This window comes from Paenibacillus sp. FSL H8-0260 (assembly GCF_045040625.1).
Lineage (GTDB): Bacteria > Bacillota > Bacilli > Paenibacillales > Paenibacillaceae > Paenibacillus_AQ > Paenibacillus_AQ odorifer.
In genome coordinates this window covers 2,083,715-2,106,974 of the sequence record NZ_CP150298.1, presented here as the reverse complement: position 1 = coordinate 2,106,974, position 23,260 = coordinate 2,083,715, and the positions used below count along the sequence as shown (strand labels likewise).

Annotated in this window: 44 protein-coding genes and 1 tRNA gene; 3 read left to right on the top strand and 42 right to left on the bottom strand. The window is 43.1% G+C overall.

Annotation, left to right across the window (positions count from 1 at the left end; genetic code table 11):
* Positions 1 to 16 precede the first annotated feature (16 nt).
* The 38 genes from MHI51_RS09055 to MHI51_RS08870 all read right to left on the bottom strand — a co-directional run bounded on the left by MHI51_RS09055 (position 17) and on the right by MHI51_RS08870 (position 16,156).
* Complete coding sequence (locus MHI51_RS09055; RefSeq protein ID WP_405173785.1) at positions 17 to 427, bottom strand: hypothetical protein; 411 nt, start codon at positions 425 to 427, stop codon at positions 17 to 19.
* Between the two features lie 124 nt (positions 428 to 551).
* The gene (locus MHI51_RS09050; RefSeq protein WP_339246857.1) at positions 552 to 704 is read right to left on the bottom strand and encodes a hypothetical protein; all 153 of its coding nucleotides are present in this window, start codon (positions 702 to 704) and stop codon (positions 552 to 554) included.
* A gap of 18 nt (positions 705 to 722) precedes the next feature.
* Positions 723 to 795 (bottom strand) — tRNA-Ile (locus tag MHI51_RS09045).
* Positions 796 to 983: 188 nt separating this feature from the next.
* Entirely contained in the window at positions 984 to 1,574 is a 591-nt protein-coding gene (locus MHI51_RS09040; RefSeq protein ID WP_051491328.1) for a sigma factor-like helix-turn-helix DNA-binding protein, read from the bottom strand.
* A gap of 393 nt (positions 1,575 to 1,967) precedes the next feature.
* The gene (locus MHI51_RS09035; protein WP_405173784.1) at positions 1,968 to 2,354 is read right to left on the bottom strand and encodes a hypothetical protein; all 387 of its coding nucleotides are present in this window, start codon (positions 2,352 to 2,354) and stop codon (positions 1,968 to 1,970) included.
* A 15-nt stretch (positions 2,355 to 2,369) separates the two neighbouring features.
* Positions 2,370 to 2,549, bottom strand: coding sequence for a hypothetical protein (locus MHI51_RS09030; protein WP_076218588.1), 180 nt, complete (start codon positions 2,547 to 2,549; stop codon positions 2,370 to 2,372).
* 47 nt (positions 2,550 to 2,596) lie between these two features.
* Positions 2,597 to 2,737: a hypothetical protein gene (locus MHI51_RS09025; protein WP_341002862.1), complete on the bottom strand. Its 141-nt coding sequence runs from the start codon at positions 2,735 to 2,737 to the stop codon at positions 2,597 to 2,599.
* An 85-nt stretch (positions 2,738 to 2,822) separates the two neighbouring features.
* On the bottom strand, positions 2,823 to 3,074 hold the full coding sequence (locus tag MHI51_RS09020; protein ID WP_076304718.1) for a hypothetical protein: 252 nt from the start codon (positions 3,072 to 3,074) through the stop codon (positions 2,823 to 2,825).
* On the bottom strand, positions 3,071 to 3,271 hold the full coding sequence (locus MHI51_RS09015) for a hypothetical protein (protein WP_339248179.1): 201 nt from the start codon (positions 3,269 to 3,271) through the stop codon (positions 3,071 to 3,073). Before MHI51_RS09015 ends, MHI51_RS09020 begins: the two co-directional genes overlap by 4 nt.
* A complete protein-coding gene (locus tag MHI51_RS09010; protein ID WP_405173783.1) occupies positions 3,268 to 3,567 on the bottom strand; it encodes a hypothetical protein in 300 nt (99 codons plus the stop codon). Before MHI51_RS09010 ends, MHI51_RS09015 begins: the two co-directional genes overlap by 4 nt.
* Entirely contained in the window at positions 3,568 to 4,026 is a 459-nt protein-coding gene (locus MHI51_RS09005; RefSeq protein ID WP_405173782.1) for a hypothetical protein, read from the bottom strand. It abuts the gene before it with no gap.
* Positions 4,023 to 4,364 carry a hypothetical protein gene (locus MHI51_RS09000; RefSeq protein WP_341088902.1) on the bottom strand — a complete coding sequence of 114 codons (342 nt, stop codon included), beginning with the start codon at positions 4,362 to 4,364 and terminating at the stop codon, positions 4,023 to 4,025. Before MHI51_RS09000 ends, MHI51_RS09005 begins: the two co-directional genes overlap by 4 nt.
* A 68-nt stretch (positions 4,365 to 4,432) precedes the next feature.
* Entirely contained in the window at positions 4,433 to 4,666 is a 234-nt protein-coding gene (locus MHI51_RS08995) for a hypothetical protein (RefSeq protein WP_405173781.1), read from the bottom strand.
* A complete protein-coding gene (locus tag MHI51_RS08990) occupies positions 4,663 to 4,983 on the bottom strand; it encodes a hypothetical protein (protein WP_405173780.1) in 321 nt (106 codons plus the stop codon). Before MHI51_RS08990 ends, MHI51_RS08995 begins: the two co-directional genes overlap by 4 nt.
* An 83-nt stretch (positions 4,984 to 5,066) precedes the next feature.
* Positions 5,067 to 5,255, bottom strand: a complete 189-nt coding sequence (locus MHI51_RS08985) for a hypothetical protein (protein ID WP_076277312.1) — start codon at positions 5,253 to 5,255, stop codon at positions 5,067 to 5,069.
* Entirely contained in the window at positions 5,252 to 5,665 is a 414-nt protein-coding gene (locus MHI51_RS08980) for a hypothetical protein (RefSeq protein ID WP_405173779.1), read from the bottom strand. The genes MHI51_RS08985 and MHI51_RS08980 overlap by 4 nt, the downstream gene beginning before the upstream one ends.
* Before the next feature lie 105 nt (positions 5,666 to 5,770).
* Complete coding sequence (locus MHI51_RS08975) at positions 5,771 to 5,899, bottom strand: hypothetical protein (protein ID WP_405173778.1); 129 nt, start codon at positions 5,897 to 5,899, stop codon at positions 5,771 to 5,773.
* Complete coding sequence (locus MHI51_RS08970; protein WP_405173777.1) at positions 5,893 to 6,249, bottom strand: hypothetical protein; 357 nt, start codon at positions 6,247 to 6,249, stop codon at positions 5,893 to 5,895. The genes MHI51_RS08975 and MHI51_RS08970 overlap by 7 nt, the downstream gene beginning before the upstream one ends.
* A gap of 142 nt (positions 6,250 to 6,391) precedes the next feature.
* Positions 6,392 to 6,772 (bottom strand): hypothetical protein, encoded by a 381-nt coding sequence (locus MHI51_RS08965; protein ID WP_076221088.1) that lies wholly within the window; start codon positions 6,770 to 6,772, stop codon positions 6,392 to 6,394.
* Entirely contained in the window at positions 6,769 to 7,170 is a 402-nt protein-coding gene (locus MHI51_RS08960; RefSeq protein WP_076221085.1) for a hypothetical protein, read from the bottom strand. The genes MHI51_RS08965 and MHI51_RS08960 overlap by 4 nt, the downstream gene beginning before the upstream one ends.
* Positions 7,171 to 7,373: 203 nt before the next feature.
* Positions 7,374 to 7,553: a hypothetical protein gene (locus MHI51_RS08955; RefSeq protein ID WP_144024925.1), complete on the bottom strand. Its 180-nt coding sequence runs from the start codon at positions 7,551 to 7,553 to the stop codon at positions 7,374 to 7,376.
* Positions 7,550 to 9,328, bottom strand: a complete 1,779-nt coding sequence (locus MHI51_RS08950) for a DNA cytosine methyltransferase (RefSeq protein WP_076219417.1) — start codon at positions 9,326 to 9,328, stop codon at positions 7,550 to 7,552. Before MHI51_RS08950 ends, MHI51_RS08955 begins: the two co-directional genes overlap by 4 nt.
* Positions 9,325 to 9,591, bottom strand: coding sequence for a hypothetical protein (locus MHI51_RS08945; protein WP_076306099.1), 267 nt, complete (start codon positions 9,589 to 9,591; stop codon positions 9,325 to 9,327). The genes MHI51_RS08950 and MHI51_RS08945 overlap by 4 nt, the downstream gene beginning before the upstream one ends.
* Positions 9,592 to 9,626: 35 nt before the next feature.
* Positions 9,627 to 10,304, bottom strand: coding sequence for an HNH endonuclease (locus tag MHI51_RS08940; RefSeq protein WP_235219503.1), 678 nt, complete (start codon positions 10,302 to 10,304; stop codon positions 9,627 to 9,629).
* Positions 10,305 to 10,444: 140 nt separating this feature from the next.
* The gene (locus MHI51_RS08935) at positions 10,445 to 10,747 is read right to left on the bottom strand and encodes a hypothetical protein (RefSeq protein WP_036684300.1); all 303 of its coding nucleotides are present in this window, start codon (positions 10,745 to 10,747) and stop codon (positions 10,445 to 10,447) included.
* Positions 10,740 to 11,273, bottom strand: coding sequence for a Holliday junction resolvase RecU (locus tag MHI51_RS08930; protein ID WP_076306101.1), 534 nt, complete (start codon positions 11,271 to 11,273; stop codon positions 10,740 to 10,742). The genes MHI51_RS08935 and MHI51_RS08930 overlap by 8 nt, the downstream gene beginning before the upstream one ends.
* Positions 11,257 to 11,415: a hypothetical protein gene (locus MHI51_RS08925; protein WP_175618927.1), complete on the bottom strand. Its 159-nt coding sequence runs from the start codon at positions 11,413 to 11,415 to the stop codon at positions 11,257 to 11,259. Before MHI51_RS08925 ends, MHI51_RS08930 begins: the two co-directional genes overlap by 17 nt.
* Entirely contained in the window at positions 11,412 to 11,672 is a 261-nt protein-coding gene (locus MHI51_RS08920; RefSeq protein ID WP_076303890.1) for a hypothetical protein, read from the bottom strand. The genes MHI51_RS08925 and MHI51_RS08920 overlap by 4 nt, the downstream gene beginning before the upstream one ends.
* Positions 11,673 to 11,674: 2 nt before the next feature.
* Positions 11,675 to 11,842: a hypothetical protein gene (locus MHI51_RS08915; RefSeq protein WP_155986576.1), complete on the bottom strand. Its 168-nt coding sequence runs from the start codon at positions 11,840 to 11,842 to the stop codon at positions 11,675 to 11,677.
* Complete coding sequence (locus MHI51_RS08910) at positions 11,839 to 12,831, bottom strand: Lin1244/Lin1753 domain-containing protein (RefSeq protein ID WP_076179637.1); 993 nt, start codon at positions 12,829 to 12,831, stop codon at positions 11,839 to 11,841. The genes MHI51_RS08915 and MHI51_RS08910 overlap by 4 nt, the downstream gene beginning before the upstream one ends.
* Positions 12,832 to 12,849: 18 nt before the next feature.
* Positions 12,850 to 13,200: a hypothetical protein gene (locus tag MHI51_RS08905; RefSeq protein ID WP_076144253.1), complete on the bottom strand. Its 351-nt coding sequence runs from the start codon at positions 13,198 to 13,200 to the stop codon at positions 12,850 to 12,852.
* Positions 13,200 to 13,598, bottom strand: coding sequence for a hypothetical protein (locus tag MHI51_RS08900; protein WP_036684313.1), 399 nt, complete (start codon positions 13,596 to 13,598; stop codon positions 13,200 to 13,202). Before MHI51_RS08900 ends, MHI51_RS08905 begins: the two co-directional genes overlap by 1 nt.
* The gene (locus MHI51_RS08895; RefSeq protein WP_405173776.1) at positions 13,588 to 14,061 is read right to left on the bottom strand and encodes a hypothetical protein; all 474 of its coding nucleotides are present in this window, start codon (positions 14,059 to 14,061) and stop codon (positions 13,588 to 13,590) included. The genes MHI51_RS08900 and MHI51_RS08895 overlap by 11 nt, the downstream gene beginning before the upstream one ends.
* Positions 14,051 to 14,359, bottom strand: coding sequence for a hypothetical protein (locus MHI51_RS08890; protein WP_339246794.1), 309 nt, complete (start codon positions 14,357 to 14,359; stop codon positions 14,051 to 14,053). The genes MHI51_RS08895 and MHI51_RS08890 overlap by 11 nt, the downstream gene beginning before the upstream one ends.
* 25 nt (positions 14,360 to 14,384) lie before the next feature.
* The gene (locus MHI51_RS08885; protein WP_405173775.1) at positions 14,385 to 15,080 is read right to left on the bottom strand and encodes an ORF6C domain-containing protein; all 696 of its coding nucleotides are present in this window, start codon (positions 15,078 to 15,080) and stop codon (positions 14,385 to 14,387) included.
* A gap of 286 nt (positions 15,081 to 15,366) precedes the next feature.
* Positions 15,367 to 15,567 carry a hypothetical protein gene (locus tag MHI51_RS08880; RefSeq protein ID WP_076303884.1) on the bottom strand — a complete coding sequence of 67 codons (201 nt, stop codon included), beginning with the start codon at positions 15,565 to 15,567 and terminating at the stop codon, positions 15,367 to 15,369.
* A gap of 45 nt (positions 15,568 to 15,612) precedes the next feature.
* The gene (locus MHI51_RS08875; protein ID WP_036684541.1) at positions 15,613 to 15,879 is read right to left on the bottom strand and encodes a group-specific protein; all 267 of its coding nucleotides are present in this window, start codon (positions 15,877 to 15,879) and stop codon (positions 15,613 to 15,615) included.
* A 1-nt stretch (position 15,880) separates the two neighbouring features.
* Complete coding sequence (locus tag MHI51_RS08870) at positions 15,881 to 16,156, bottom strand: helix-turn-helix transcriptional regulator (RefSeq protein WP_218641820.1); 276 nt, start codon at positions 16,154 to 16,156, stop codon at positions 15,881 to 15,883.
* A 175-nt stretch (positions 16,157 to 16,331) separates the two neighbouring features.
* Between MHI51_RS08870 and MHI51_RS08865 the strand changes: the two genes are divergently transcribed.
* The 3 genes from MHI51_RS08865 (at position 16,332) to MHI51_RS08855 (ending at position 18,828) form a co-directional block, all read left to right on the top strand.
* Positions 16,332 to 16,706 (top strand): helix-turn-helix transcriptional regulator, encoded by a 375-nt coding sequence (locus MHI51_RS08865; protein ID WP_081391804.1) that lies wholly within the window; start codon positions 16,332 to 16,334, stop codon positions 16,704 to 16,706.
* Positions 16,707 to 16,781: 75 nt separating this feature from the next.
* Entirely contained in the window at positions 16,782 to 17,666 is an 885-nt protein-coding gene (locus tag MHI51_RS08860) for an ImmA/IrrE family metallo-endopeptidase (protein ID WP_405173774.1), read from the top strand.
* A 13-nt stretch (positions 17,667 to 17,679) separates the two neighbouring features.
* Positions 17,680 to 18,828 carry a site-specific integrase gene (locus MHI51_RS08855; protein ID WP_076104490.1) on the top strand — a complete coding sequence of 383 codons (1,149 nt, stop codon included), beginning with the start codon at positions 17,680 to 17,682 and terminating at the stop codon, positions 18,826 to 18,828.
* A gap of 63 nt (positions 18,829 to 18,891) precedes the next feature.
* Here the strand turns inward: MHI51_RS08855 and sufB are convergent, their stop codons facing one another.
* From sufB to sufD, 4 genes are read right to left on the bottom strand one after another with little or no spacing between them, the layout of a single operon-like run.
* Positions 18,892 to 20,289, bottom strand: coding sequence for a Fe-S cluster assembly protein SufB (gene sufB, locus MHI51_RS08850; protein WP_036684335.1), 1,398 nt, complete (start codon positions 20,287 to 20,289; stop codon positions 18,892 to 18,894).
* Positions 20,290 to 20,313: 24 nt separating this feature from the next.
* The gene (gene sufU, locus MHI51_RS08845; protein WP_036684339.1) at positions 20,314 to 20,745 is read right to left on the bottom strand and encodes a Fe-S cluster assembly sulfur transfer protein SufU; all 432 of its coding nucleotides are present in this window, start codon (positions 20,743 to 20,745) and stop codon (positions 20,314 to 20,316) included.
* Positions 20,732 to 21,958, bottom strand: a complete 1,227-nt coding sequence (locus tag MHI51_RS08840) for a cysteine desulfurase (protein ID WP_076219340.1) — start codon at positions 21,956 to 21,958, stop codon at positions 20,732 to 20,734. Before MHI51_RS08840 ends, sufU begins: the two co-directional genes overlap by 14 nt.
* Positions 21,955 to 23,256, bottom strand: a complete 1,302-nt coding sequence (sufD, locus tag MHI51_RS08835) for a Fe-S cluster assembly protein SufD (RefSeq protein ID WP_036684344.1) — start codon at positions 23,254 to 23,256, stop codon at positions 21,955 to 21,957. The genes MHI51_RS08840 and sufD overlap by 4 nt, the downstream gene beginning before the upstream one ends.
* Positions 23,257 to 23,260 lie beyond the last annotated feature (4 nt).

The following is a 23,260-nucleotide window of genomic DNA, read 5'->3' as shown; positions in this document are numbered from 1 at the left end:
AAGGTGCTCCATCACTTTATCTAAGTTTTGTGAAAACCAACTCGATATAATTATTAAAATTTTCAAGCCACTGTTCATTTACACCCTCACTTGCATTAAAATCAATAATTTCACCTGACTCTAATTGGATTTGTAGATTTAATCCAGTTGGACGTGTACTATTGACTACGCTACGGGTAATTTCGGTAACCTTAATATCTTTTTTCACTTGTATTTTTTCAATACTGTTTTCTTTTTGAAAAATCCAAAGATCTGATTCAGTGAAAATATACAATTGGCCATTGTCATCAGACTCCATATCACCCTTTGGATAAAACGCCTTAACTTTATCATCACTAAGGTATTCTTGAGCGATCAATAAAACTGATTTCCACGGTGTAAAGCCCGGAACAATCGCCGCTTTTTTAAATTCTTTAAACATTTCCATTATATACACCTCCCTTCTACCTCATACTTCGATGCTTAGGGATAATTTTCCTGCTACTATTTACCCATGTACCTTACTTCACCGTCACCTCTGCAGCTTTTGGGGTTTAGATTATGGGCAGGTATTAATTTAGGATAATCGCTGCCACAGCAGCAAATGCCAAACAATAAAAAGCTTCATTCCAATCCTTCTTACCACGCGCTGTATTTGATTTGAAGAGTAAATATCCCATGCCAATACTTCCGATGATTCTAAATGCAACCAGTACATATTCCATGAGTCACCCCCGTTTCTATACTCCCTGCTGGAATCGAACCAGCGACCACAGAGATATAAGCTCTGTACTCTTACCGCTGAGTTAAGGGAGCAAACTAAAACGGCATACCGCTCTAACGCCCAGAGGACATTGTCAGAATACCGTTTAATGATTTTTATATGGTCGAGCTCAATTAACCGTGAGCTCATCGGCTGGCGTGGGATTTTACACGTCATTCATTATAAGAGTCGAACCGTTAATAGGTTCCTCCTATATATAGGTGGCAGGCGTACGGCAAGATTAGACACATTGGAGGAATAGACTCATTCCCTTGTTAATCTCTACTTTGGTTGTAGCCCGATCCAGATAAGATTGCACCGTGCTTTTTTTAGTATCCAGTTCTAGAGAAATCTGTTTAAGGGACATTCCACAACCGTGGTGTAGAACGAAGCATTGCCTTTCTCTCTCAGATAAATTGTGCATGGCATCCTCGATAGCATATTGTTCATGAGGTTGCAAACATCGTCCTTCCTCTTCCTCCTGTTGAAACTCTACTTCATAGGCTGTGAGATATTCCATCCATGCAGGATCCCATACACTTGTTCGTTGAGCTCCAGATCTTCTGTCAATCGTTCTCCGCCATCCTGGAGGATATCCTGTTTCCATCCATTCAATTGAATAATCTAGATCACTTATAATTGCAGACATCATATTTTTATCTAATTTGATCGGTTCCATCTGCTTACGTAAGAGTTCACGCTCATTCCTATCTTTGGAGTCTTCTATTTTCTTCTTCAGTGGCTCAAGTTCTTTTTCCAGTGAAGCAAGCTTTTTATTTAACTTCCCTTTAGTGTCTTTATAACTCGCAATCAACGCCCGATCATTCATCATTAACCCTCAACTCCTTTGTGATATAATCGACTTGAGGATAAAAGCTGCTATTGCCCTGACGCTTCAGGGCTTTTTTCTGTATAAATACCTTCCACCAACATAGAAAACATCTTCATGTTTGTACTAATAGGATATGTGTTATACGGATCTTTGAATCTAACCCAACTCGGACCCCACGCCAGTACATTTACAGGCTCTCCAGGGCTTGCAGTAAAAATAAATTGTCTATGCCCGTCCGACAATGCTTTTTGAGTGTCCTTGTACCTCATTCTACTGACCTCGCTTTTATAGTGTCTTGTTCCTCTCTTTATGGGGAGCAGAAGGGATAAATCTCCTCCGGCCCCCGTTATCACTGGGATTATTCGGTCTGACTCGTAGCCCTACGGCCTATGATTAACCTCTTTTCAATAAAGATAAGTCGTAATTAGATTCAATGAACAACACCGTCAAATTCCGATTTATATCATTTCCTAACCATTCATATATTTCGTACATTTCATCTTTTGTGAAGTTCGTTCCAAGCAACTCATTGAAGCTTTTTAGTACTCTTGGCGCCCAATACTTGTTCAATCCTTTAGCAATAGGCCTCGATAACCACGCAAACATTTTGCATTTAAATTCAAGCTCTGTTTTCACATCATCTAAGCGAAAGTAAACATTATTTCTTGGCTCTAATATGATTTCGTTGTTGCGATTTATAAATGATTTAGGAAATATGTGTAGGGATTGATTAATGATGTTGCTCAATGCTGCCTGTTCCGTTAATTGATATATGCTCATATCCTCTTCTCCCCCTTATACCTCTATAGTTAGTGCGTCAATTTCCTCAACCGATTGTTTTACTATGAAAGAATCATTAGCTGTGTAGACCTTTGTACTCTTCTGATACGGAATATCAGCATAAGCAACGATATGATCCACGTTTACGCTTAATGGAATTCCGTCTGGTGAATTTAATCTGATAAACTTTGCCATCTGTTATCGTCTCCTTTGATTGGGGTCTCAGCCTCCTAAATTGTCCGTTACAGTGCTTCCGTAAAGCATTCTTCCCGATACAGCACGCCTTCGATTAATAACCAGCCCGGCTTATATCGTGTTGCTTGATAGGAAACACCTATCAATAGATCGTAGTTATTATGCCATTTGAAATATGTGACCTTCATGTCTCAGCCCCCTTATAAGTTCATCCAGCCCTGCGGCCTCCGCTGTCGCTATGTAATGCGGTCGAATCGGAGGCCTGACGGCCAATCAGTAATACTCTCTGCCTTCGATAGACTCTGTAACTGTTCGGTTATCTTCGCCTCTCTCATTCTCAATGTCAGAGTAAGCGCCCTTTATCATCTTCACTGTTATACCGATGTCATAAAGATAGATGATTTTCTCCATCAAATCAGAATCATTAAGGACATCCTCTAAGTCGAAATGCATACCATGTTTTTGTTGAAATAAGTTTCGGCGTATTATTTTCGGTATATCGTTATCTTCCCTTGTGAGTGTCATATCGTTTCCTCCAGTCCCTTTAGGAATTCCATGATCTGTGTCGTATATTCTCCCCTTGTGTACACCATCAGTTGACCAGTTTCCTCGTTCCGTAACCATATGAATCCTTTCATGGGTAGCCATTCAGCAACAGCCTCATAGTATTCCTGACATTTGTCGATCGTTTCTTTTTGAAGTTTTTGCATGTCTGATGTCATTGGTTATCTCCTTCCTCAACCTTATAAGCATGAAACCCTTTAAACTCATCTGCGTGCTGCCATTGTCTGTACCATTCCCGTGCATGTTTAGCAAAGACTGCGTTATGCTCATCTTGATTGTTGACCGCCCATGTTATTTCGTGGTAACTATACTTGGGATGTTGGGTTTTCAGATCGTCGATCTTATAACTACCGCTAAGCTTCCGTTCTCCGACTTTCCAAATCTTAATTTTATCGTTTTTAAGAATGACGGAAGCATGCACCTCATGTGGGTAAACATCTAACCAGTGTGGCATCTATTCTCCCTCCTTGGGTGCTGGGTTATCTGAAATTACATCGAACCACTTTTTGTGTAGCGCAAATCCTGTGTCTAATCTTTCTTTGACCCTGTAACGATAGATACCATACCCAAACTGATTATTCGTTTCCGTTGCATCATGAATTGTATAAATCTGCCCATCTTCACGACTTTTCACCTTAGTCCATTCAGGTAATTTCTCTTCTGATAGTTGTGCTGGGGTATCTGGGTAAAGGGTGGATAAAATATCGTTACATTCCTCGTGAATTCCTCCGTAGTAGAAGTCATGAGCGCTGTTTTCTTCTCGAAGTTTTTCCACGAATGCTTTCAGCTGTTGTTCCCGTTCCTCTGCTGCCTTTGCCACACCATAATTGTGCATGGCCAGCATTCTCCATTCGTCATGCGATTGTTTCAACTGTTCATAGGTCATCGGCGGGTGTTGTGGTGTTTGTGTCATTGGGCTTCCTCCCGTACCTTAGTTCCCGAAAACAACCGTTCCTTACAAAGCTTCTGCCACGGTATGAAGTACACTTCAAAAGCCCCTTTTCCCGGGTTGCAAAATGTATAACCGCTCTCCATTTCAAGGTGTGAGTAATCTTCTGGCATGCGTGGATAGTATCGGCAGTATGCACCGTCTTGAACGTCTTCCACTGTTATTTCAAAATCAATATCATCAAACTTCCAATCGAATTCACCTTTGCATTTTTCCAAGAAGTCAGCAGCATCCTTGAATGCGCTTTTCTTGCCGACAATTTCGGTTGTGCTTGATCCGTCCGTGAATTCTATAATGTACATGGTTATCCTCCCTTAGTGGGAGAGGAGGGCTATTAACCCTCTCTGTCCCTGAATTTTCGTAATGTGCTTTATACAATCAAAGTTCCAGCGTTCCCCACGATAGTCCAGACACCATCTGGATAAACATCCAACCAATCACCAATTCCGACTATTTGGTTTTCGACCGCCAAGCCCTGCACACCAGATTTATTTGTGGCGTAGACCACCAATGCCATCTCTCCGGTTTCTTCATCTTTCAGAACATCATGTAGTTGTATTTCCTTGCCCGTGGTATCAAATCTGGCTTCGACTGTTCTGGTCATACTGTAATTCCTCCTTCATAATCGGGAAGCTCAACCTTCCCGTTCTCGTCGTATACATCAAACAGCTCATTGGTGGCCCTGAGAGTGGACGCTCTAAGCTCAAGAATGCGCTTAAGCGTCTTGCAGGTGTACACCTTCATACCTTGGTAGCGCCCATCAATCCCTTTAAATCCTCCTCGATAGAAGCGAGAGAATTCGTGGGCCTTGTATACTGCCCGATCGTCGCTCATGAATTTCCGCTCTGGGATGATGTTGCCGTTAGTTAGAGGAATGGGCGGAATCGTCTTTTCCTCTGGCTCCTTGCGTAAATAGTACATATACTACCTCGCCCCCTGTAGCGTGATATATGCCGCCTCTGCCCTCTCTCGGGGGCAAATGTTTGTCTTATCCTTTACCTGTGTCATGCCTTACCCTCCCCGATCCAATCCGTTACAGCCCTGTACACTTCGTCAGGCAAGTTATTTCCCATTTGAGCGCTGACCATTTGTACACGAGTGCAATTTAATTTGGCTGCCAATTCAGCAAAATTCAGCCGTTCTATCTGTCTCTTTCGATACAATGCTTCTTTTTGTTCTACGGTCAATTTCATGCCTTGTCGCTCCCTTCCTCATATACATAGTCACACGGTACACACAAATAAATTCCCGGCCTACTTGGATGGTTTATAGGGTGTTGGTTTCCACATGTGGGACAGTTTGAAGTAACCGGCATTGCCGTCCCTTCCTCCAACAATTCACGTGCTTTACTTCCTCTGTCGCTCGTAACCATTGATTGACCTCTACCGAAGCTTGGCAACTCCCAATGTTCTTGATTAGCATAGAAATCCAGTACCTCTCGTTGTCGGGCTATGGTCTGCTGTGCCTCTGCTAACTTAGTGTCGCGTTCTCTTAACTTCTCATTAGCACGTTTTTGAGTATCCTCGCGGTTGAATTCAAGTGACTTAATATACAGTTCGAGTTTCCCAATACGTTGTTGTGACTCTTCTAGAGCAGCCAGCATACGTTCATCCTCTGAAGGTAAAACGATCTTTTGGAGAAATTCAGGTGCGAATGATCCACTGTACCCTTCGAGGAATACAGAATCCTGTGCAAATACTCCCTTCCCTCACGTAAACTGATCTGACTTGCACGTCCATATCTTTCCCGGTTCTTCCTCGGATTCAATGCAAGTGTGCATTACGACACGATCACCCTTTTTAAGCTTCTTCTCTTCTATCCGTTCTGGTGTCAGCATTGAGATTCCCCCTCACCAAGTAATTGAATTAATAGCCCTTCTGCAAATTCTGCTGCTTCCACTTCTTCGCTTGGAAGTAGTTCTCGGATATATCTATGCCCAGCCCGGAATGTTGCCAGTTTGCGTATCGTCTCCCATACTTGCGCCCATACACCAACGCCGAATTTTTCATATAATGGGCCTTTATACTTAGCGTATAGATCAGCTAAAGGACTCTTTGCCGCAGAGTGGCTCACTCTTAAATCTTGCTTGGTTAGGTCTCTTAGGATTTCAGCTTTTATATCTGCTTTGAGCAATGCAAGCTGTTCTGGTGTCATGCTGGGTAAGGAAACTTTTCCTGATTCACTCATTTGCCCCATACCTCCTCATGGCATTCCTTGCAAACTTCCAATTCATTACCGTTGAACTTATTTTTCATGACCAGTTCTGAATGTTTTTCCTCACAGAGTTGGCAAAGTGTCCGACCACATTCGGGGCATTTCTTGAGTTCAGTCATATAACCTTTCCTCCGTGCCGTTGTGGACGTGTTGCGTTGTAAGCCATCTTCTCCTTAATTGCTTGCTCCAGATCGATTCCATAACGACCACAGGCGTCAAATACACGAATCACAATGTCTGCCAGCTCGGACGGTATGCCGCATGGTTTCCAAGTATCGTCTGCCATTTCTAAGCGAGTGAGCGTCATCCCGAAAGCGGACTTTTCTTCGTACCAAACCTCTGTAGGCTTCTTGCCATTTCTAAAGTCCTCCAGTGCCTCCGAAGCCTCTGAATGAATCAGGGCAATGATTTCACCAAAACTCCGTTCCTCAACCCACCAACCTTTGTCTACAGCATTACAGTGGGCTTCATTAACCAGCTCATTAATTGTTTTCACGCCTTCGCCGCCTCTCCTTCATCATCCAAAACTAAAACTGACGATTCTCTAAGATTCCATCCGCTGTCTTTGCCTTGGCTGATATAAAATACAGAGCTTTCCTCACTGTATGCAATAACGCCTTCTGCCCATTGTTCGTCCTTGGAAAATCTGCCTAATGATAGATTAGTGAATTTGACTCGCTGCCCTTCGAAAAGGTCTTTGCCTTTATCATCAGCACGACCGATATATTGACCGACTGTCTCTGGTCGTACTTGGTAAGCAAACGGGAGTCCTGCCTCGTTGGAAATGTAATACCCCTTTTTCAGATGCCGCACGTCCTCGGGCAGTATTGCTAGATTCCCAATGTGCCAGTTTCCTTCAAGGTCCATGCCCCGGAATTTGTGCTCTCTGCTCATACTGGTTATCTCCTCTCATGATATAAAGCACATAATCAAAAACTATCGAATGGTATTATTTGGGCTGAATAGGTGTTAACTTGAGTAATATAGAGGTGATTGATGTGTCCAAATTTTTATATTTCCTACTTATCTTTGCGATGATTATGGTGTGCGCCCGTATTTGGCGGTCAAGACGTAAGTGAATTGTTTGTTGGGTGCTGTTATACCCCCTTATTTACTAATATCTCAGCAGCAGTGTTAACCTCACTCAACCATCTTTCGTAGGCTTCTCTCCCGGCACCAAGATTTCGTACACATTGCGAACGCAATGGGCAACGATGGCAGTTGTCTTTGAGATTTTCCCGACAGATTTGCTTGGCTGCTTCACTGAGATCTGTCATAGGCTAAACTCCATCTGCCCAACTGCCGGCTTATATCTTTCCAGCACCAACCCTCTACCGGAACCTACACACATCTCAGGTAAGTTTGCTCTTACCAAGGCTTTCGCAAACGGCGGTGGAACAGCATTACCACAACGGGCTACCTGTGCGCTCTTGGAATAACGCTTGCCATCGGCATCCACATTAATGATGTAATTGGATGGGAACCCTTGAGCTGCGAATAGCTCATGTGGCTCAAGCATTCTCATGCCGATATCTACGATCTGATATTCCACACCGTGAATCGTCACAAGCCCAAATCTATCTTTGGTAACTACCGTTTGCAGGGGATCTGATAGATCCTGTCCTACGCTAGAACCGTAATAAGCAATCAGAAAGGCTCTAACCTCTCCGATATGCAGCCCTCCGGCTGTCACTGTGTGGACTGGCTCATCTGTTGCGTGACCGATATTCGTTCCTCGTAACTTGACCATGTGGCTTGTAACTAAAGCACTCTTTCCGCCTCCGCCAGCTGTCACTGTTCCGATCGGATCATCTATAGCACTACCAACTGACTCTCCGAAATGACGTGCAACGTGAGCTGTAACGATGGCATTATGATCCACCGTTGTGACAGTGGAAAGTGGTTCGTCTACTGCGTTACCTGGTCCTTTATATCCGCCACCATAGTGCTTAATCAAGCAAGCTGCGGCAAGAGCGAATTTGTTACCTCCTGCAGTTACAGTTCCAACAGGTTTATCGAGGTCTAGGACTCGTTTCCCTTCTGGATCTCCGTAGCCCATCTGAATCAGTGTAGGACTAACAAGCAAGTGTTCTGCTTTGGTAGTAATTGTAGTTAATGGATCTTCCACTTCGTATTGCAGGCGGTCACCACCAAATCCAGTCTGACCAATACGAGCAATATAGGGAGTTACTAGACCCCAACCATTCTTTGAAGTGATAGTCTTAAATGGCTCTTCGATAGAATCGCAATAATGATGATTAGATCCACTATGGTTCACCCGCACTATAAACGGATTAGCATTATTGATTACGAACTTCTGAATACCCCGAGCGATTCGACGTAAAGTGTTATCAGCCAGTGGCTTTTTACGTTCAAATATGGATGGGCAAGGAAGCGACCAATCTATAATTTCAGCAGCAGTTCTCCATGGCGCACGCTTGCCGGCTAACACTTCCTGACTATCCGGGGCTCCGTGCGTGGGTTCCGGCCAGACTATCGGGCGTCCATCGCGGCGAGCAATTAGAAACAGTCGTTTACGAATTGTTGGCGCTCCGTAATCACATGCTCTCAGTTCACGCCATTCCACGTTATATCCTTGACGGCGTAGAGCGTTGACGAAGCAATTGAACGTCCGTCCCTTTTGATCAGGATCGGGATAACCGTCTTTCATCAGCGGTCCCCATGTTTTAAACTCTTCAACATTCTCCAACATGATCACCCGAGGACGTACCGTAGCTGCCCATCTTACTGCGATCCATGCAAGCCCTCGAATGGTCTTTTCTACAGGTTTTCCACCCTTGGCTTTACTGAAGTGCTTGCAGTCGGGTGATAGCCAAACCAATCCTACTGGACGACCTGCTGCAATTTCTCGGGGATCAACGTCCCACACAGATTCACAGTAATGTTCAGTTTCTGGATGATTCGCACGGTGCATGGCTATAGCTGCTGGATCGTGGTTAATCGCTATGTCCACTGAGCGTCCAGTTGCAAGCTCAATCCCTGTGGAAGCACCTCCGCCACCTGCGAAGTTATCAACGATGATTTCTTTCATACTCCCAACTCCCGCATTTCTGCATCCTCTGTAGCATCCAAAGTGATTGATGGCATGCCATCCCATAACTCTCGAATCTCATTAGCCTTAGCAATTACTGCTGCTTTCTGCTTTGGTGTTAATACGATATCCATAGCCTCTTGATAATGGTTTTCTGCCTTGGTATAAGCTCGGGTATGCAGTACATTCATGTACTTCCAAAACTTTTCGTTACTCAAAGATTTGATTCGCTGGAAGTGTCTGCGACGTTCAGTTTCTGTCATCAATACCACCCTTTCCACGTTGTTATATGAACTAACTAATCTTCAAATCGGTCATTAGGATGGTAAGATCCCTGTGCTGCATAGCCATTAAGAGCATCAGTAAACATCGCGGTGAAGATATTCAAATCCTTAGTTTCAAACGACTCCAGCAATCTAAGCTCCTTTGCTCGAAGCTCCCGACCGGCTGCCGTTGCGATTAGATCCGCTATAGGTTCAATCTGCTGCAATCGTTCTTCTTTTACCTTCTCTAGTTCCATCTGCTTATTTAGCTTGTGATTGTATTCGTCCCAATCTTGTTCATCAAACCAAAAGTAATCACCGTATTTATTCCAAAACACTGAAATCCAGTACTGCAAGAGCTCTTCATCCGTTTGGATAATGTCATGGCAGACCCCACAAAGGCGTAATCCATTTGTCTTAACTCCCCTGCCCTTTCTTCCTCGTGGCATTACATGATGTGTTGTTGTATCCGGGGCAGTTTTACAATGTGAACATTTACCGTCAGCCTCTGCAATCAATTCCTTAATTACTGCCGCTGGAAACTCACAGCGCTGTTTTGAACTTTTACCTGGCTTGTGATCTGCGAATATCTTTTGCTTCAAAGGAGATACCTCTTTCTTCTCCTTCTTCCGCTGCCCTAAGCTGCTTGTCTTCTTGGGTTTCTCTTGTTTCTGCGGTTTCCAGAAAGTTTTATGAGGGGTTTCTTGAACCATGCTACACCTCATCTCTCTTTGATTTTGTTTAGTAGGTTGTTCTATAGATAATTGCTCTGCCTCCCACTCACATTCAGTACAACGATATAAGTCCGGAGTTATTTCCCTCATATCTGATCCACACTGGAGACATACCAGAATCATGATCCTCTCTCCGCTTCTGCAAGTTCGCCTGGCGTGAGCTGGCTTACTTCGATCTGTTGTTTATCCCGAGCGTACAATGGAGCATAGCTATAAGGTGGAATTGCATTTCGTACATGAAGATAAGCAATAGGCTGTTCGGTAGCTTCCACATGAGCTTTAAGTTGCGCACATCGATATTTTGGTAGGATTGCCCAACCTTTGGGACGTTCTGGACGCCATCCGGGACCGCCTGTGATATAAAGTGGCTTACCACATTCTGCAGCTTCGTTACGGGTCAGCCAGCCATTTCTATCAGGCATTCTTCTGAGTGTCCTCGAACCAAACTCTATCAACTGTAGCTAAATAATCTAGTGGCATGCTTCGTCCTGAACTAACTTCATAGGCATCTATCTCCATGTTATCTAGTGTCATGCTCTTACGGCCTCCACGAGCTGCCTCAGTCTTATAAGCTCTCAACGTAGTGAATGGTAATAAGTACGTCTTTCGTTGCTTTCTAAACTCCACCAGCACGAAGCATAGAGCTCCGAACTTATGACACTTCTCTAGATGCTCGTACTGATGATCCTCAACCTTTTTTAGGTCAAATCTATCAAGCTCTTGGATTGACTTAGCTTCGAAAAAAATAGCTCTTCCACGATAAATTCCATCATAGTCAACAGTTGATTTTGCCTCAAAGAATCCAGCGAGTACCTTTGTTCCTTTACTTCTTGTTACTTTTACTGGGGTTGATCGCTTATTGATCACGGCTAATTCTCTATGTTCATAGGATTCATTTGTGAAATTAATTAAGTTTTCAAAAGCTGCACCTCTATTTCCTTGAGCCATCTTTACCACCCTTTCTAGGAGTCCGCGGCGGATCAAGTACATAACGCATATCATCAATCATTAGTACGCTCGGGGCATCCTCATGCATTTTTGCAACTGTTACGATCTTTTTATATTTCTTACCAACCTCGTAATGTGTCATTTCGAATCTTTCCTCGCTCTTTTTGGGGATTCTAATTCACGTTTTTCAGCTATTTGGTCAATCATGTCCTCAATCTTTGCCCGTACAACTTTTTGACTAGTTGATAACCCAACACCTGCAGTTGATGCCTCTGAAATAATTTTAGCTACGATATGGTCAGCTGCTGCCAAATGTTCAAAAAGTCGATATTCCAAGGATTCAAAGATTCTATCGAATTCATTTAGCAAGTATTTCTCCCGGCGTTCAGCAGCAGTCATAGTCACCACACCTCTGAACGTCTACGATCGACGAGCACCATTATGAGTTTTTTTATTTTTTCTCTGGCTATAAGCTCCATGGTGGCGTGAATCCGTATGTCATAATCTAGAGAGTCATTGTTGATTATCTGCAGAAGCTCAGTGTCAGTCTTCCAGTTTAGAAATTTCAACGTCTTTTCTCCTCCTCAGCTCGTTTTCTTTTATCAAGAAGCTCAGCCATGGACTTCTCATGAAGTTCGATTTCTTCTTGTGTAGGAGGAGCAATGGGGTTCTTAGTAATTTCAATTTGTGGTTTCCCACTTTGCCCACCCCGCCCATTCCTATAACTATTACTAGAAGGATTGCTTCGTAGTTCTTTCTCCTTTGTCCATGGCTCGTCTATGCCTTCGGATTTCCATCGTTTTAGAATGGCACGAACATAACTAAGATTTCGCTTGCCAGCAATTATCGAAGTACGCATAGCCTCGCATAGCCATCTTTCGCCATAGTCATTTATAAAGTCATTAAGCTGATCAGATATCACAGAACTGATTGTGCCAAACCCTTCAGCTTCAAACATCCGGAACGGATTAACTGGCAGAGGCACCTCTATCTCTATTGGTTTTATTTCACTTTCTTTTTCTTTACTTTCCTCTCCTTTACTTTCCTTTACTTTACTTTGTGTACTTTCTGCTGACATTTTCCCTTGTTTGTCGGGATTAATGTAAACATTAACTGGTGTACTTTCAGCACTGACGATCACGATTGAGTGTGATACTTTCTTACTTTCTTCTAACGGATCAATGAGTAAATGACCTTCAAATAAAGTTACTTCTTTACGTCTTTTCGCTGCCTCAATATATCTTTTCTGGAACCCTCTTGATGTCAACACCTTGTAATTTTTGTATACATTTTCATTGAAGAATCCCCAGTTTATGCATTCATTTACGATCTCTTTTACAGTGTTAATGTCAGCATTAACCTTACTGGAAAGGGCATAGTGTTCACGCTCCTCCCAGGGATAAAAATATCCATTGCGATAAATATTCATCATAATTTTTACGATAACTCCGAGTCCCTGCATTCCATATTTAGCTATTGGGACAACTAATTTATCATCCTGATCAAAATCAATATCCAATGGGAAATAGTCTAGGCCTTCTTTTAATGGCCTTGCCATGATGTCAGACCCCTTTCCTTAGCTTCCATTCATCGCACCAATCAGACACTTATAATCGCAGCACAACCCCTTATGACCGTATTTAACAACTGCTTGTCCGATTGGTATCTTTTTCCGACACTTAGGGTTAATACAATTTCCAAGTGATCTTTGTTTGTGCAGAGTTTTAGGATTAAGAAGCTTAAGTTTAGGCTGGTAGGTTTTATTAAGAGATTTCATTTTTTGTTGCAACTCAAAAATTTCTTTTTCTATTTTATTTTTTCGTTTCTGAGTAAGCTTCGAACCTTTTTTATGTTCGGCGTATAGTGTTCTCAACCGTCTCCTAATAGCCGTTGCTTCTAAAACCTTCATGGCAGATTCGTCTTTCATTAATCCCCACCTCCTAATGTGTTCATATCAACCCGTACTCTTAATCTGAGTTCATAAATGTACTCACGGAGAGAAGAAAACTCATTCTTCCACATCATCTTTTCTTCAAGAGCTGTAGCCTCAACCATTCGCAAGTCCTCAATAGCAAGATCGCCGGCTATCTCTTTCTCTCCGCGCTTTGCTTCCTTCCTAGCTTTGGCATAAGCTATTTTACGGGCTGCATAGATACGAGCATGCTCACCGTCTCTAACAGCCGACACTCGTCCAATAAGCATGTGAGCAGCTGTAAGCAGGCGTATTTTTTCCATGATTGCTCCAGGAGCATTGTCATCGTATGCGTCAGCCTGAGCACGCAATTTTCTGATGTCCTTGATATACTGCTTAATATCAATGTCCATCTGATTTCACTCGATCTCTTATTAATTTGTTGCCGAAGCAATGATAATTACAGATATGACCGCCATGGGCTGATAGATGTACCTGGCCTTCAGGAATAATTTTCTCGCAGGCTAGACAGCTAAAATTACCGTTGGTCCAGCCTGAAGTTACTTTCTCACGCTGTATCTGACGCTCTAAAAAGTCTCTTCTCCTTTGTTCTGGAGTTCTCATCCATTCCGGATAATTCATCGTTTTTAAAACAAGGTCTAGCGACTCTTCACACATGTCCTTTACATATTTAGAGTGATCTATTGCTGCACGTTCTTGAGCCGTGAAATCCATCCCATCAAGGATGGGATCGGCATAGGGTTGGCGTTTATGCATAGATAAAACTGCATTAAATAAACTTGTAGATTGGATTGTAACCTCATATATCCGCCCAGTTACATCTACCATAGGTAAATTCCAATCTTTAGCTTGCATTGCTTTTTCCTCCAAATCCTGATAAACTGACCGTAATTGAATTTGTTGTGCACGTGTCTAGCCTTCCGGCTCCTACCCCGGTGGGCTGTTTTTCATTTAATCGGCCATTTCGGAACTTGTCTAAGGCGATTTCATCCCAGACTTTCAGTAGCTGATCCTGACATCCGCGCCGAATTCTAGCAGCAAATAAATAGATACTGAAATCAATCTCGCCACCTCGTAACAACGCATCATCTTCAACTGTCTTCCAAAATGCAACCTCTTCGCGAAGATCCGCAACAACTGTATGCTTGTCCATAAGATCCCTCCTATTCTTGATGAGTTCAAAACAACATTTGACCATTTGCTTGTTCAATCTGTCTCATTAGGTTGTTGGGTGGATTCCAATGTGGAACGTAGTGAAGCGCACGATCGAAATCTTTAATGAATGTGTTGTTATATGAATTGATCTCAAAGAACTCAGTGAATTCATTCCACAGCGCTGAATATACTTGCGTCCGAAGGCTGCTATCCTTATAGGCTGCTGATTTCTTTCCACCCACGATTTCTAAAACTCGCTTGTTCCCTGCCTTTTTTAGTGTTCGTTGCTGCCCGTAATCAATCGTTGTGCGGTTTTCTAAATGCTCTACCCGATCTTCCATTTCTTTAGTTCGAATATCCAGCATCAGAATTGCTTGTAATTCTTTACTAGCCCCAGCGAATGGATTCTTGATCTTTTCTTCCATAGCTTCGAATTTAGTCACATAAGCAGCTGTGAAGAGCACACCCTTTTCTCCTGTCATTTTATTGGCTACCATATCGCAACCTTTACGAGTCAAGAGGTAATTAGGCTGTTCTTTGTTCTGTGCATTGAGATAATGGCTTGGAATGAAGAATTGATGACTCCCGAGATCTTGGGAGTCCAAAATCTCTGCATATCTCCGAATGTCTGATAAAAGATGGTCATGACGTTTACCCATCATGTCTGCTACTTCACGGCTGTCAATTGTAACTGGCTCCTTAACAATTTGTTTATGCATAAATCGCTACCTCCCTTTACTCCTAGCTGATCTCCTATCTTTTGCGTTGATGGAGTCGCTAGGGTATCCGATATTTAATCGCTGAATTGGCGTGTGTCCTTCTAGATTCTTGTTTGCGGCTTGAGGATTGTATCCGATACTTTGTGGCTTTCCGTATTTTCCAAACAACTCTTTGCGCTCCATGTTATGAGCCGTGCGGCAATGATTAACTGTGATTACTTCACCTGTATGACCACAAGTGGGGTAAGGGCATCTGACTGTGCTGCATATGATTACTGTCACGTAACTAAACCTCCTTACCTTCACCTAGAGAAGTTATATACCTTACTTCTAAGTCATCTATGAGTGCTAACATACTTGGATTATCTAACCAGTTACGACGAGTGCGGTCTGTGAAGTCTTGTATTTGCTCTGTCGTACAACCACGATTCAAACAGTTTTGAAATATAGTTGCCAGATCTGGGTACCTGCTTTTCTTATTGCTCATTGGGGTATCTCCTTTCAGGTATAAAACCCTATGATGGCTGATAGATCATCTCGGTTGTTCCTCAAGCCATTCTTCCAAAAAACGCCGTGTTTCTCTTGCGGGAAAAAACCACTTCCCCCCAATCTTTCTTTTTGGGAACCGAGGGTCGAAGAAGAAAAGAGATTGTATTGTATTCCAAGAAAGACAAGTACGACGCTTAAGTTCTGATGTGTCCCAAAAAACATATTCCGAGTCAACTTCTTTAACAAGCAACTCAATCTGTTCACGACACATTTTCATGACTTCTGTTTTATTCACGTTTACTGAAAGAATGTTATTCACTTGTCACCTCCGAACTAGCGAGTTCCTTTAAAGGAACACTCACCTCAAAAAAAAATTCCTTCGGTATACCAAAGTGCTCACAAAGGATCCTTGCTTCTCCCAAAGAGAAATCACCACCCGTTCCATTTAGTTTTTGATTAATCGCACTTACAGTTTTCCCGATCACTTGTCCCACTTCATTCTGAGGGATGTTCTTCTGATATAGAAAAACTTTGATCTTCGTGTATGGCTGTCTTCTGCGATTTGCATTAGGCGACATTGTTGCCATTGTTGCCCCTCCTTTCGTTCCTTAATAGGAACAACCTCAGATTAAACCAACTTATCTGCACTGTCAACACCTTTTGTTCCTAAATAGGAATAATATTTTATCACACTGTTGCATTATAGGAACGAAATATGTATTATATTAGATGTACGTAATATTAAGAAGGAGTGGCGTTCCAATGTTTGGTGATCTCTTAAAAAAACTAAGGTCAGATAGAAAATTGAGTTTAGACCAGTTCGTAAAGGAAATTAACAGCAGGTATTCCACTTCCTTCAGCAAGAGCATGGTTTCTAGATGGGAAAATAATTTAACTGATCCGAAAATGGAAGCAGTACGAATCATTGCTGATTATTTCGATGTGTCTTTGGATGTTCTACTCGAAAACTCATCAGATGACAAAAATAAGGAGCAATTCGAGTTTGAATCATTTATTAACGATCCCGAGAACAACTTATTTTTCAAAGAGCTATTGGATGCCCCAGAAGAGAGAATCAAGGAACTAAGACAAATATGGGAAATTATCAAACGCGCTTCTGAATCTGATGATAAATAAATCCTGTAGAATCAGCTATTTTGTTGATTCTGCATACCCATAAATACGAACATACGATCTGGATAGGAGGTTCTTATGTTTAAATATTACAAAGAAACCCACTTAGAAGAGTTTGTGAAGCACCTTTATATAAATAATGGTATTCATCTTCCAGGAGATATCGCAGTCTCAGCTATCGCCAAAAAATTAAATGTCACTGTAACCTATGTAAAGGTGCGAAGTACTTCTCATCAAACTAAAAAAGGTAAACTGTTAATTTTTTTGAATGATCAAAAAACATTACAAGAACAAAGAGAAGACTTTCTTCACGAGTTAGGCCATCTCCTAAGGCATTCAGGCAACCAAAATTTACTACCTAAATCCTTTGTTAAATATCAGGAAGACGACACAGAACAATTTAAAATTTATGCTTTGATGCCTTTCTTCATGATTAATCAAATAATTCTCTCTCCAGACCGCAGACAAGCTATAGAGCAATTATCAATTGTCTTCTCAGTTAACTTAGAATTAGCGCAAAAGAGGTATGAACAAATTTTACGGAGGGAATTTGAAGGGGGTATGAATGCTGAGATTTCGAATGCAATCCAGCCACGAAAGGAGGTGAATACTACCGTGAACGACGAGGTGGTGTTTGCTGTGTATTACGATCCTTCTGGAACAACTGACGGCCCCTCCCAACTTATAGTCACTCTGGATGAATGGACATTAATAAACTGCCGCGAAATTGAATTACCCATCGGAGAGCGGCTTCCTGAGATTGATTTGGATGAAATGCAGCGAATTGAATGCATGTCAACCTTTAGTAGTGACGTTATTTGTTTCGATGGTATTGTTACATTACAGGTCCACCAACTCTTGTACAGACACGGTTTAAAGAAAAGGTGTTACGTTATTCATATGCACGATGTAGAAATGAAGATCGCTCGCGATCAAATAATGACTAGAAAGTTATCATGGTAAGGAGGTTGTGTAGATGGCCTATTACAGAAAACGAGGTTCAACTTGGGAGTACCGAATTAAGTTCACAAATCGTAAAACAGGTGCTCAGGACGAAACATCTAAAGGGGGGTTCAAAACCAAACCAGAGGCAGTGCTAGCTGCTGCTGCTGCGCAACTGGAAGTTGAATATTATGGATTTATGCCTGATGGCAATGAACTTGTGAACAAATACTTCGAAAAATGGCTTGAGGTGTATAAAAAGCCTAATGTTAAACCTATTACGTACACGGTTCAGGAACGAAATGTACGCTTGAATATTCTGCCTCGCTGGGGTCATTTAAAAATCAAAGAAATCACTCGTAATGAGTATCAGGAGTGGATAAACGAATTGCGGGGGCATTATAGCGAAGGGACTGTTCGGCGGATACACAGTATCATGAATTGTGCAATGAGCGATGCCGTTCATGAATTTAATATTATCCGTGAGAATCCTTTGCAAAAAATTAAAATACCCAAAGAAACTGAGGATAAGAAGAAAGTGAGTTGGTTTAGTCGGGAGCAATTAGATATGTTCCTTACTTCAGCTCGACCAGTCAAAAATTCAAAATATAAGGAATCGAGACAATATGAAACGCTGTTTACATTGCTTGCTCGGACAGGAATCCGGATCGGCGAGGCACTAGCTTTAACTTGGGATGACATTCAACTGGACATGCGAACCTTATCTATTAGTAAAACTCTCGTTTATCCCCTAAATACTAACCCGTACATCTCTACACCAAAATCTAAATCGAGCAACCGGCTTATAAAGCTGGACGAGCCTACGATTAAAATTCTTAGGCGGCACCGCATTAACCAGAAAGAAGTAGTTCTTCGATACGAAAACTACAAAGCCTCTAAAGACAATTTAGTCTTTTCGCAACATGACGGTAGATGGCTTAGGACAAATGTTGTGAGAGATTATTTTAAGGCTGTATGTAAACGTGTCGCTCTACCCATATTGTCACCTCACGCCCTCCGGCATACCCACGCTGTGCATCTACTGGAAGCTGGGGCCACAATAAAATACGTGTCCGCTCGTCTTGGACACAAGAGTGTCAAGATCACAGCGGACACGTATCTGCATATTACTGAAAAAATTGAAGATGATGCTCTCACTCTTTACGTAAACTACGTAAATTAAGCAAAGGGGGCAAAAAGGGGGCGGTCACCACCTTTTAAACCAGAAAACCCTTGTAAATAAAGGTTATCCTATGCTTCCCTCCATCTCGAACTTGATCAGACGGTTCATTTCGACCGCATATTCCATCGGCAGTTCTTTTGTGAACGGCTCGATGAAGCCCATGATGATCATTTGAGTCGCTTCTGCTTCTGTAAGGCCACGGCTCATCAGGTAGAACAGTTGCTCCTCAGAAACTTTAGACACGGTTGCTTCATGCTCAAGAACGATGTTATCGTTCATGATTTCATTGTAAGGAATAGTATCCGAAGTGGACTCATTATCCAAAATCAGCGTATCACATTTAATGTTCGATTTCGCACCTTCTGCTTGACGGCCGAAGGAAGCTAGACCACGGTAAGTTACTTTACCGCCATGTTTACTGATGGATTTCGATACAATGGTGGATGTTGTATCTGGAGCCAAATGGATCATCTTGGCACCCGCATCCTGATGCTGGTCTTTACCTGCTACCGCGATGGATAGTACTGAACCTTTAGCACCACGGCCTTTAAGAACAACCGCAGGATATTTCATGGTCAGCTTGGAACCGATGTTACCATCGACCCATTCCATAGTAGCATTCTCTTCTGCAACCGCACGTTTCGTAACGAGGTTGTAGATGTTTGGAGCCCAGTTCTGGATTGTGGTATAACGAACGCGGGCGTTCTTCATACACAAGATTTCAACAACCGCACTGTGTAGAGAGTTCGTGCTATAGATTGGAGCAGTACATCCTTCTACGTAGTGCACGAAGCTGTCTTCATCAGCAAGGATCAAAGTACGTTCGAATTGTCCCATGTTCTCGGAGTTAATACGGAAGTAAGCCTGCAAAGGAACTTCACATTTCACACCTTTAGGAACATAGATGAAGCTGCCGCCTGACCAAACTGCACTGTTAAGTGCGGCAAACTTATTATCGGTTGGAGGGATGATCGTCCCGAAATATTTTTTCAGAAGCTCTGGGTGCTCACGCAATGCAGTGTCGGTATCTGTAAAAATAACCCCTTGATCTTCAAGGCTCTTCTGCATGCTGTGATAGACTACCTCAGATTCATATTGTGCCGATACGCCGGCGAGGAACTTCTGTTCCGCTTCCGGAATTCCCAGCTTATCAAAGGTTTCTTTGATTTCGGAAGGAACTTCTTCCCAAGTCTTCCCTTGCTTCTCTGAAGGTCTTACATAGTATTGAATATCCTCGAAGTCCAAATCATCCATATTGCCGCCCCATGTAGGCATTGGCATTTTACGGAACTGCTCCAAAGATTTCAAGCGGAAGTCAAGCATCCACTGTGGTTCATTTTTGATTGCTGAAATTTCTTTAACAATTTCGGCCGTCAAACCTTTACCAGACTGGAATATCGATTTATGCTCATCACGGAACCCGTACTGGTATTCTTCCATATCAGGCGCTTTCTTAGCCATGGTGTCAGCCTCCTTGTTCTACTGTTATTTATGTTGCTCTTCTTCGTCAATTCCTTTACGAAGTGCGTTCCAAGCCAGTGTTGCGCATTTGATCCGCGCAGGGAATTTATTCACACCCGACAGGGCTTCAATGTCTTCGTAATCTCCAAAATCCACGTCTTCACCCTTCATCAGTAAGGAGAAGTTATCGGCCAGTTCAAGCGCACGTTCAACCGTTTGTCCTTTGATCGCCTCAGTCATCATCGAAGCCGATGACATACTGATCGAACAGCCTTCACCATTATAACGGGCATCCTTTACGATTCCATCCTCTACCTTAAGCTGAAGAGTAATCCGGTCACCACAGGTTGGGTTATTCAGTTCAATTTTTAGAGCATCATCTTCAAATGAACCGCGATTTCGAGGACTTTTATAATGATCCATAATTACGCGTCTGTATAAGTCATCCAAGTTCATAGCTGAAGTACTCCTTTGTCTTGATTAAAGCGTCCACCAGTCGATCTACATCCTGCTCGTTATTATAAAGATAAAAGCTTGCACGTGCTGTAGAGCTGGCTTCCAGCCAGCGCATCAGCGGCTGACAGCAGTGATGCCCGGCGCGGATGGCAATGCCTTCCGCATCTAGCACTGTAGCGACATCATGCGGGTGAACGTCACCCAGATTAAAGGTGACAACGCCGACTTCACGATTTCGAGGACCATAAATGTTCAGACCCTCGATCTCTGACAGACGTTGCTCTGCATACGCTGCAAGAGCTTTCTCATGGCGGTGTATCTCATCCAAACCGATTTCTTGTAAGAAATCAATGGCTGCACCTAGACCAACAGCACCAGCTATGATCGGAGTACCGCCTTCAAACTTCCAAGGCAATTCTTTCCATGTGGATTCATAAAGACCCACATCATCGATCATCTCGCCACCGAATTCGACGGGCTCCATGGCTTCGAGAAGTGCTCTCTTGCCATACAAAGCGCCAATTCCGGTGGGTGCGAGCATTTTATGACCAGATAGTGCATAGAAATCACAATCCAGATCCTGCACATCGACCTTCATATGTGGTGTGCTTTGTGCACCATCTACGACAATTACTGCACCATGACGATGAGCAATAGCCGCAAGCTCTTTAATAGGATGAGTTACTCCCATAACGTTGGATACATAAGCGATAGCAACGATTTTGGTTTTATCCGTAATCGTCTGCTCGGCAGCTTCCAACGTAACCGTTCCATCAGGTTGCAACGGTATATATTTTAATGTAGCACCTGTCTTCTTAGCGAGCTGCTGCCATGGAATCAGATTACTATGATGCTCCATTAAGGTGATGACGATTTCGTCGCCTTCACCCACAGCAGAGGGTCCGTAAGAAGAGGCCACAAGATTTAAGGCTGTAGTTGTTCCGCGTGTAAAGATAATTTCTTTAGTGCTGCGGGCGTTTATAAACTTAGCTAGCTTCTCCCGGGCTCCCTCGTAGGCATCGGTTGCTCGGCTGCCTAAAGTATGGACGCCACGGTGTACGTTGGCGTTATCCCACTCATAATACGACTTGACCGCCTCAATTACTTTCCGAGGCTTCTGTGAAGTAGCAGCACTGTCCAGATAGACCAGTGGATGTCCGTTCACATTTTGGTTCAGTATGGGAAATTGCTCCCGGATGGCGTTGCTAATCATTGCACTAACTTCCTTTCCACAAGAGATTGGAGCTGATTGCGCAGTCCCTCCAGTGGAATTTGTGACACAACAGGAGCCAAGAAGCCGTAGATGATCAGAGTCTCTGCATCATGCCGTGTAATTCCGCGGGACATTAGGTAAAAGACTTGCTCGTGATTGACCTGTCCTACGGAAGCGGCATGGCCGGCTGTAACATCATCTTCATCAATAAGCAGGATCGGATTGGCGTCACCACGGGCTTTTGGACTCAGCATCAATACTTTTTCCGTTTGCTGGCCGTCCGCTCTAGTAGCACCTTTCTCAATCTTGGTGATTCCGTTGATGATAGAAGTAGCAGAATCACGCATAACTGCACGAGTGATCATGTCACTTGGTGTGCTTTTGCCAAAATGCTGAGCTTGAGTGGTGTAATTCAGTTTCTGTGATCCCGTACCTACTGCAATTACTTTAGCATCGGAGCTAGAACCGTTGCCTTTAAGCACAGACTTGGTATCACTCGCAGTATCTCCGTAGTTCATCTCACCAACAATCCATTCGATGACTCCGTCATTCTCAACAACCGCCCGGCGATAAGTTACATCTGTAGTATCTACACCAAGCTGATGCACTGTAGCATAACGAACTTTAGCGCCAGCGCCCACGAATACCTCTACCGCACCATTGTGTAGTCCAGCTTCTTCTTTATCCGATACGTAGTTATCTACATAGGTTACGGAACTGTTAGTATCAGCTACGACCAGAATGTGTGGAACAAAAGTAGCTTCCGCATCATCCGTTAACAGCACTGCTTGAAGCGGAGTTTCAATAACAACATTCTTAGGAACATAGAGGAATACTCCACCATTCCACAATGCAGCATGAAGCGCTGCGATAGAATGTTCGTCTGGCTGAATGGCTTTATGCAAGTAACGTTGAACTAAATCTCCGTGTTCTTTAACAGCTGTCTGTAGGTCTGTAAAAATAACACCCTGTTCTGCAAGCTCAGGAGCGATACGTGTATATACTGCACCGGAGTTGCGTTGAATAATCAGGCTGCCTTCCTCCTGATCCTTGATCAAGGAAGAAATAGATGCAGGTGCATCACTTAGCGAAGCAAAAGGTTCACTTGCTTTATAGCTACCATAATTATTGACATTCCAACGATCAATCCGTGTCTTCTCTAATTTAGGCAGTGTCAGAGTAGCTGCCAATTCTAGTGCCTTCAAGCGGCTTTCTTTCAGCCAACCCGGTTCGCCGCTGCTGTGCGATAATTCGCTCAAGCGTTCGGCATCCACCGGAAGAATGGTCTGTGTCGTCATAGTG

Coding starts and splice junctions, on each gene's coding strand:
- MHI51_RS09000 (WP_341088902.1), bottom strand. CDS start 4,364: ATGTACATTATAGAATTCACGGACGGATCAAGCACAACCGAAATTGTC.
- MHI51_RS08895 (WP_405173776.1), bottom strand. CDS start 14,061: ATGCAAGCTAAAGATTGGAATTTACCTATGGTAGATGTAACTGGGCGG.
- MHI51_RS09040 (WP_051491328.1), bottom strand. CDS start 1,574: ATGATGAATGATCGGGCGTTGATTGCGAGTTATAAAGACACTAAAGGG.
- MHI51_RS08970 (WP_405173777.1), bottom strand. CDS start 6,249: ATGAGTGAATCAGGAAAAGTTTCCTTACCCAGCATGACACCAGAACAG.
- MHI51_RS08960 (WP_076221085.1), bottom strand. CDS start 7,170: ATGAGCAGAGAGCACAAATTCCGGGGCATGGACCTTGAAGGAAACTGG.
- MHI51_RS09020 (WP_076304718.1), bottom strand. CDS start 3,074: ATGACACTCACAAGGGAAGATAACGATATACCGAAAATAATACGCCGA.
- MHI51_RS09015 (WP_339248179.1), bottom strand. CDS start 3,271: ATGACATCAGACATGCAAAAACTTCAAAAAGAAACGATCGACAAATGT.
- MHI51_RS08945 (WP_076306099.1), bottom strand. CDS start 9,591: ATGACAGAAACTGAACGTCGCAGACACTTCCAGCGAATCAAATCTTTG.
- MHI51_RS09025 (WP_341002862.1), bottom strand. CDS start 2,737: ATGAAGGTCACATATTTCAAATGGCATAATAACTACGATCTATTGATA.
- MHI51_RS08840 (WP_076219340.1), bottom strand. CDS start 21,958: ATGATTAGCAACGCCATCCGGGAGCAATTTCCCATACTGAACCAAAAT.
- MHI51_RS08955 (WP_144024925.1), bottom strand. CDS start 7,553: ATGACAGATCTCAGTGAAGCAGCCAAGCAAATCTGTCGGGAAAATCTC.
- MHI51_RS08890 (WP_339246794.1), bottom strand. CDS start 14,359: ATGGACAAGCATACAGTTGTTGCGGATCTTCGCGAAGAGGTTGCATTT.
- MHI51_RS08860 (WP_405173774.1), top strand. CDS start 16,782: ATGTTTAAATATTACAAAGAAACCCACTTAGAAGAGTTTGTGAAGCAC.
- MHI51_RS08995 (WP_405173781.1), bottom strand. CDS start 4,666: ATGACCAGAACAGTCGAAGCCAGATTTGATACCACGGGCAAGGAAATA.
- MHI51_RS08925 (WP_175618927.1), bottom strand. CDS start 11,415: ATGACACATTACGAGGTTGGTAAGAAATATAAAAAGATCGTAACAGTT.
- MHI51_RS08855 (WP_076104490.1), top strand. CDS start 17,680: ATGGCCTATTACAGAAAACGAGGTTCAACTTGGGAGTACCGAATTAAG.
- MHI51_RS08990 (WP_405173780.1), bottom strand. CDS start 4,983: ATGTACTATTTACGCAAGGAGCCAGAGGAAAAGACGATTCCGCCCATT.
- MHI51_RS09055 (WP_405173785.1), bottom strand. CDS start 427: ATGGAAATGTTTAAAGAATTTAAAAAAGCGGCGATTGTTCCGGGCTTT.
- MHI51_RS08910 (WP_076179637.1), bottom strand. CDS start 12,831: ATGGCAAGGCCATTAAAAGAAGGCCTAGACTATTTCCCATTGGATATT.
- MHI51_RS08940 (WP_235219503.1), bottom strand. CDS start 10,304: ATGGTTCAAGAAACCCCTCATAAAACTTTCTGGAAACCGCAGAAACAA.
- MHI51_RS08975 (WP_405173778.1), bottom strand. CDS start 5,899: ATGCTGACACCAGAACGGATAGAAGAGAAGAAGCTTAAAAAGGGTGAT.
- MHI51_RS09050 (WP_339246857.1), bottom strand. CDS start 704: ATGGAATATGTACTGGTTGCATTTAGAATCATCGGAAGTATTGGCATG.
- MHI51_RS08980 (WP_405173779.1), bottom strand. CDS start 5,665: ATGCTGGCTGCTCTAGAAGAGTCACAACAACGTATTGGGAAACTCGAA.
- MHI51_RS08935 (WP_036684300.1), bottom strand. CDS start 10,747: ATGCCTGATAGAAATGGCTGGCTGACCCGTAACGAAGCTGCAGAATGT.
- sufD (WP_036684344.1), bottom strand. CDS start 23,256: ATGACGACACAGACCATTCTTCCGGTGGATGCCGAACGCTTGAGCGAA.
- MHI51_RS08900 (WP_036684313.1), bottom strand. CDS start 13,598: ATGGACATTGATATTAAGCAGTATATCAAGGACATCAGAAAATTGCGT.
- MHI51_RS09030 (WP_076218588.1), bottom strand. CDS start 2,549: ATGGCAAAGTTTATCAGATTAAATTCACCAGACGGAATTCCATTAAGC.
- MHI51_RS09035 (WP_405173784.1), bottom strand. CDS start 2,354: ATGAGCATATATCAATTAACGGAACAGGCAGCATTGAGCAACATCATT.
- MHI51_RS08865 (WP_081391804.1), top strand. CDS start 16,332: ATGTTTGGTGATCTCTTAAAAAAACTAAGGTCAGATAGAAAATTGAGT.
- MHI51_RS09010 (WP_405173783.1), bottom strand. CDS start 3,567: ATGCCACACTGGTTAGATGTTTACCCACATGAGGTGCATGCTTCCGTC.
- MHI51_RS08870 (WP_218641820.1), bottom strand. CDS start 16,156: ATGGCAACAATGTCGCCTAATGCAAATCGCAGAAGACAGCCATACACG.
- sufB (WP_036684335.1), bottom strand. CDS start 20,289: ATGGCTAAGAAAGCGCCTGATATGGAAGAATACCAGTACGGGTTCCGT.
- MHI51_RS08930 (WP_076306101.1), bottom strand. CDS start 11,273: ATGGCTCAAGGAAATAGAGGTGCAGCTTTTGAAAACTTAATTAATTTC.
- MHI51_RS09005 (WP_405173782.1), bottom strand. CDS start 4,026: ATGACACAAACACCACAACACCCGCCGATGACCTATGAACAGTTGAAA.
- MHI51_RS08905 (WP_076144253.1), bottom strand. CDS start 13,200: ATGAAAGACGAATCTGCCATGAAGGTTTTAGAAGCAACGGCTATTAGG.
- MHI51_RS08950 (WP_076219417.1), bottom strand. CDS start 9,328: ATGAAAGAAATCATCGTTGATAACTTCGCAGGTGGCGGAGGTGCTTCC.
- MHI51_RS08880 (WP_076303884.1), bottom strand. CDS start 15,567: ATGAGCAATAAGAAAAGCAGGTACCCAGATCTGGCAACTATATTTCAA.
- MHI51_RS08885 (WP_405173775.1), bottom strand. CDS start 15,080: ATGCATAAACAAATTGTTAAGGAGCCAGTTACAATTGACAGCCGTGAA.
- MHI51_RS08985 (WP_076277312.1), bottom strand. CDS start 5,255: ATGAAATTGACCGTAGAACAAAAAGAAGCATTGTATCGAAAGAGACAG.
- MHI51_RS08920 (WP_076303890.1), bottom strand. CDS start 11,672: ATGACTGCTGCTGAACGCCGGGAGAAATACTTGCTAAATGAATTCGAT.
- sufU (WP_036684339.1), bottom strand. CDS start 20,745: ATGAACTTGGATGACTTATACAGACGCGTAATTATGGATCATTATAAA.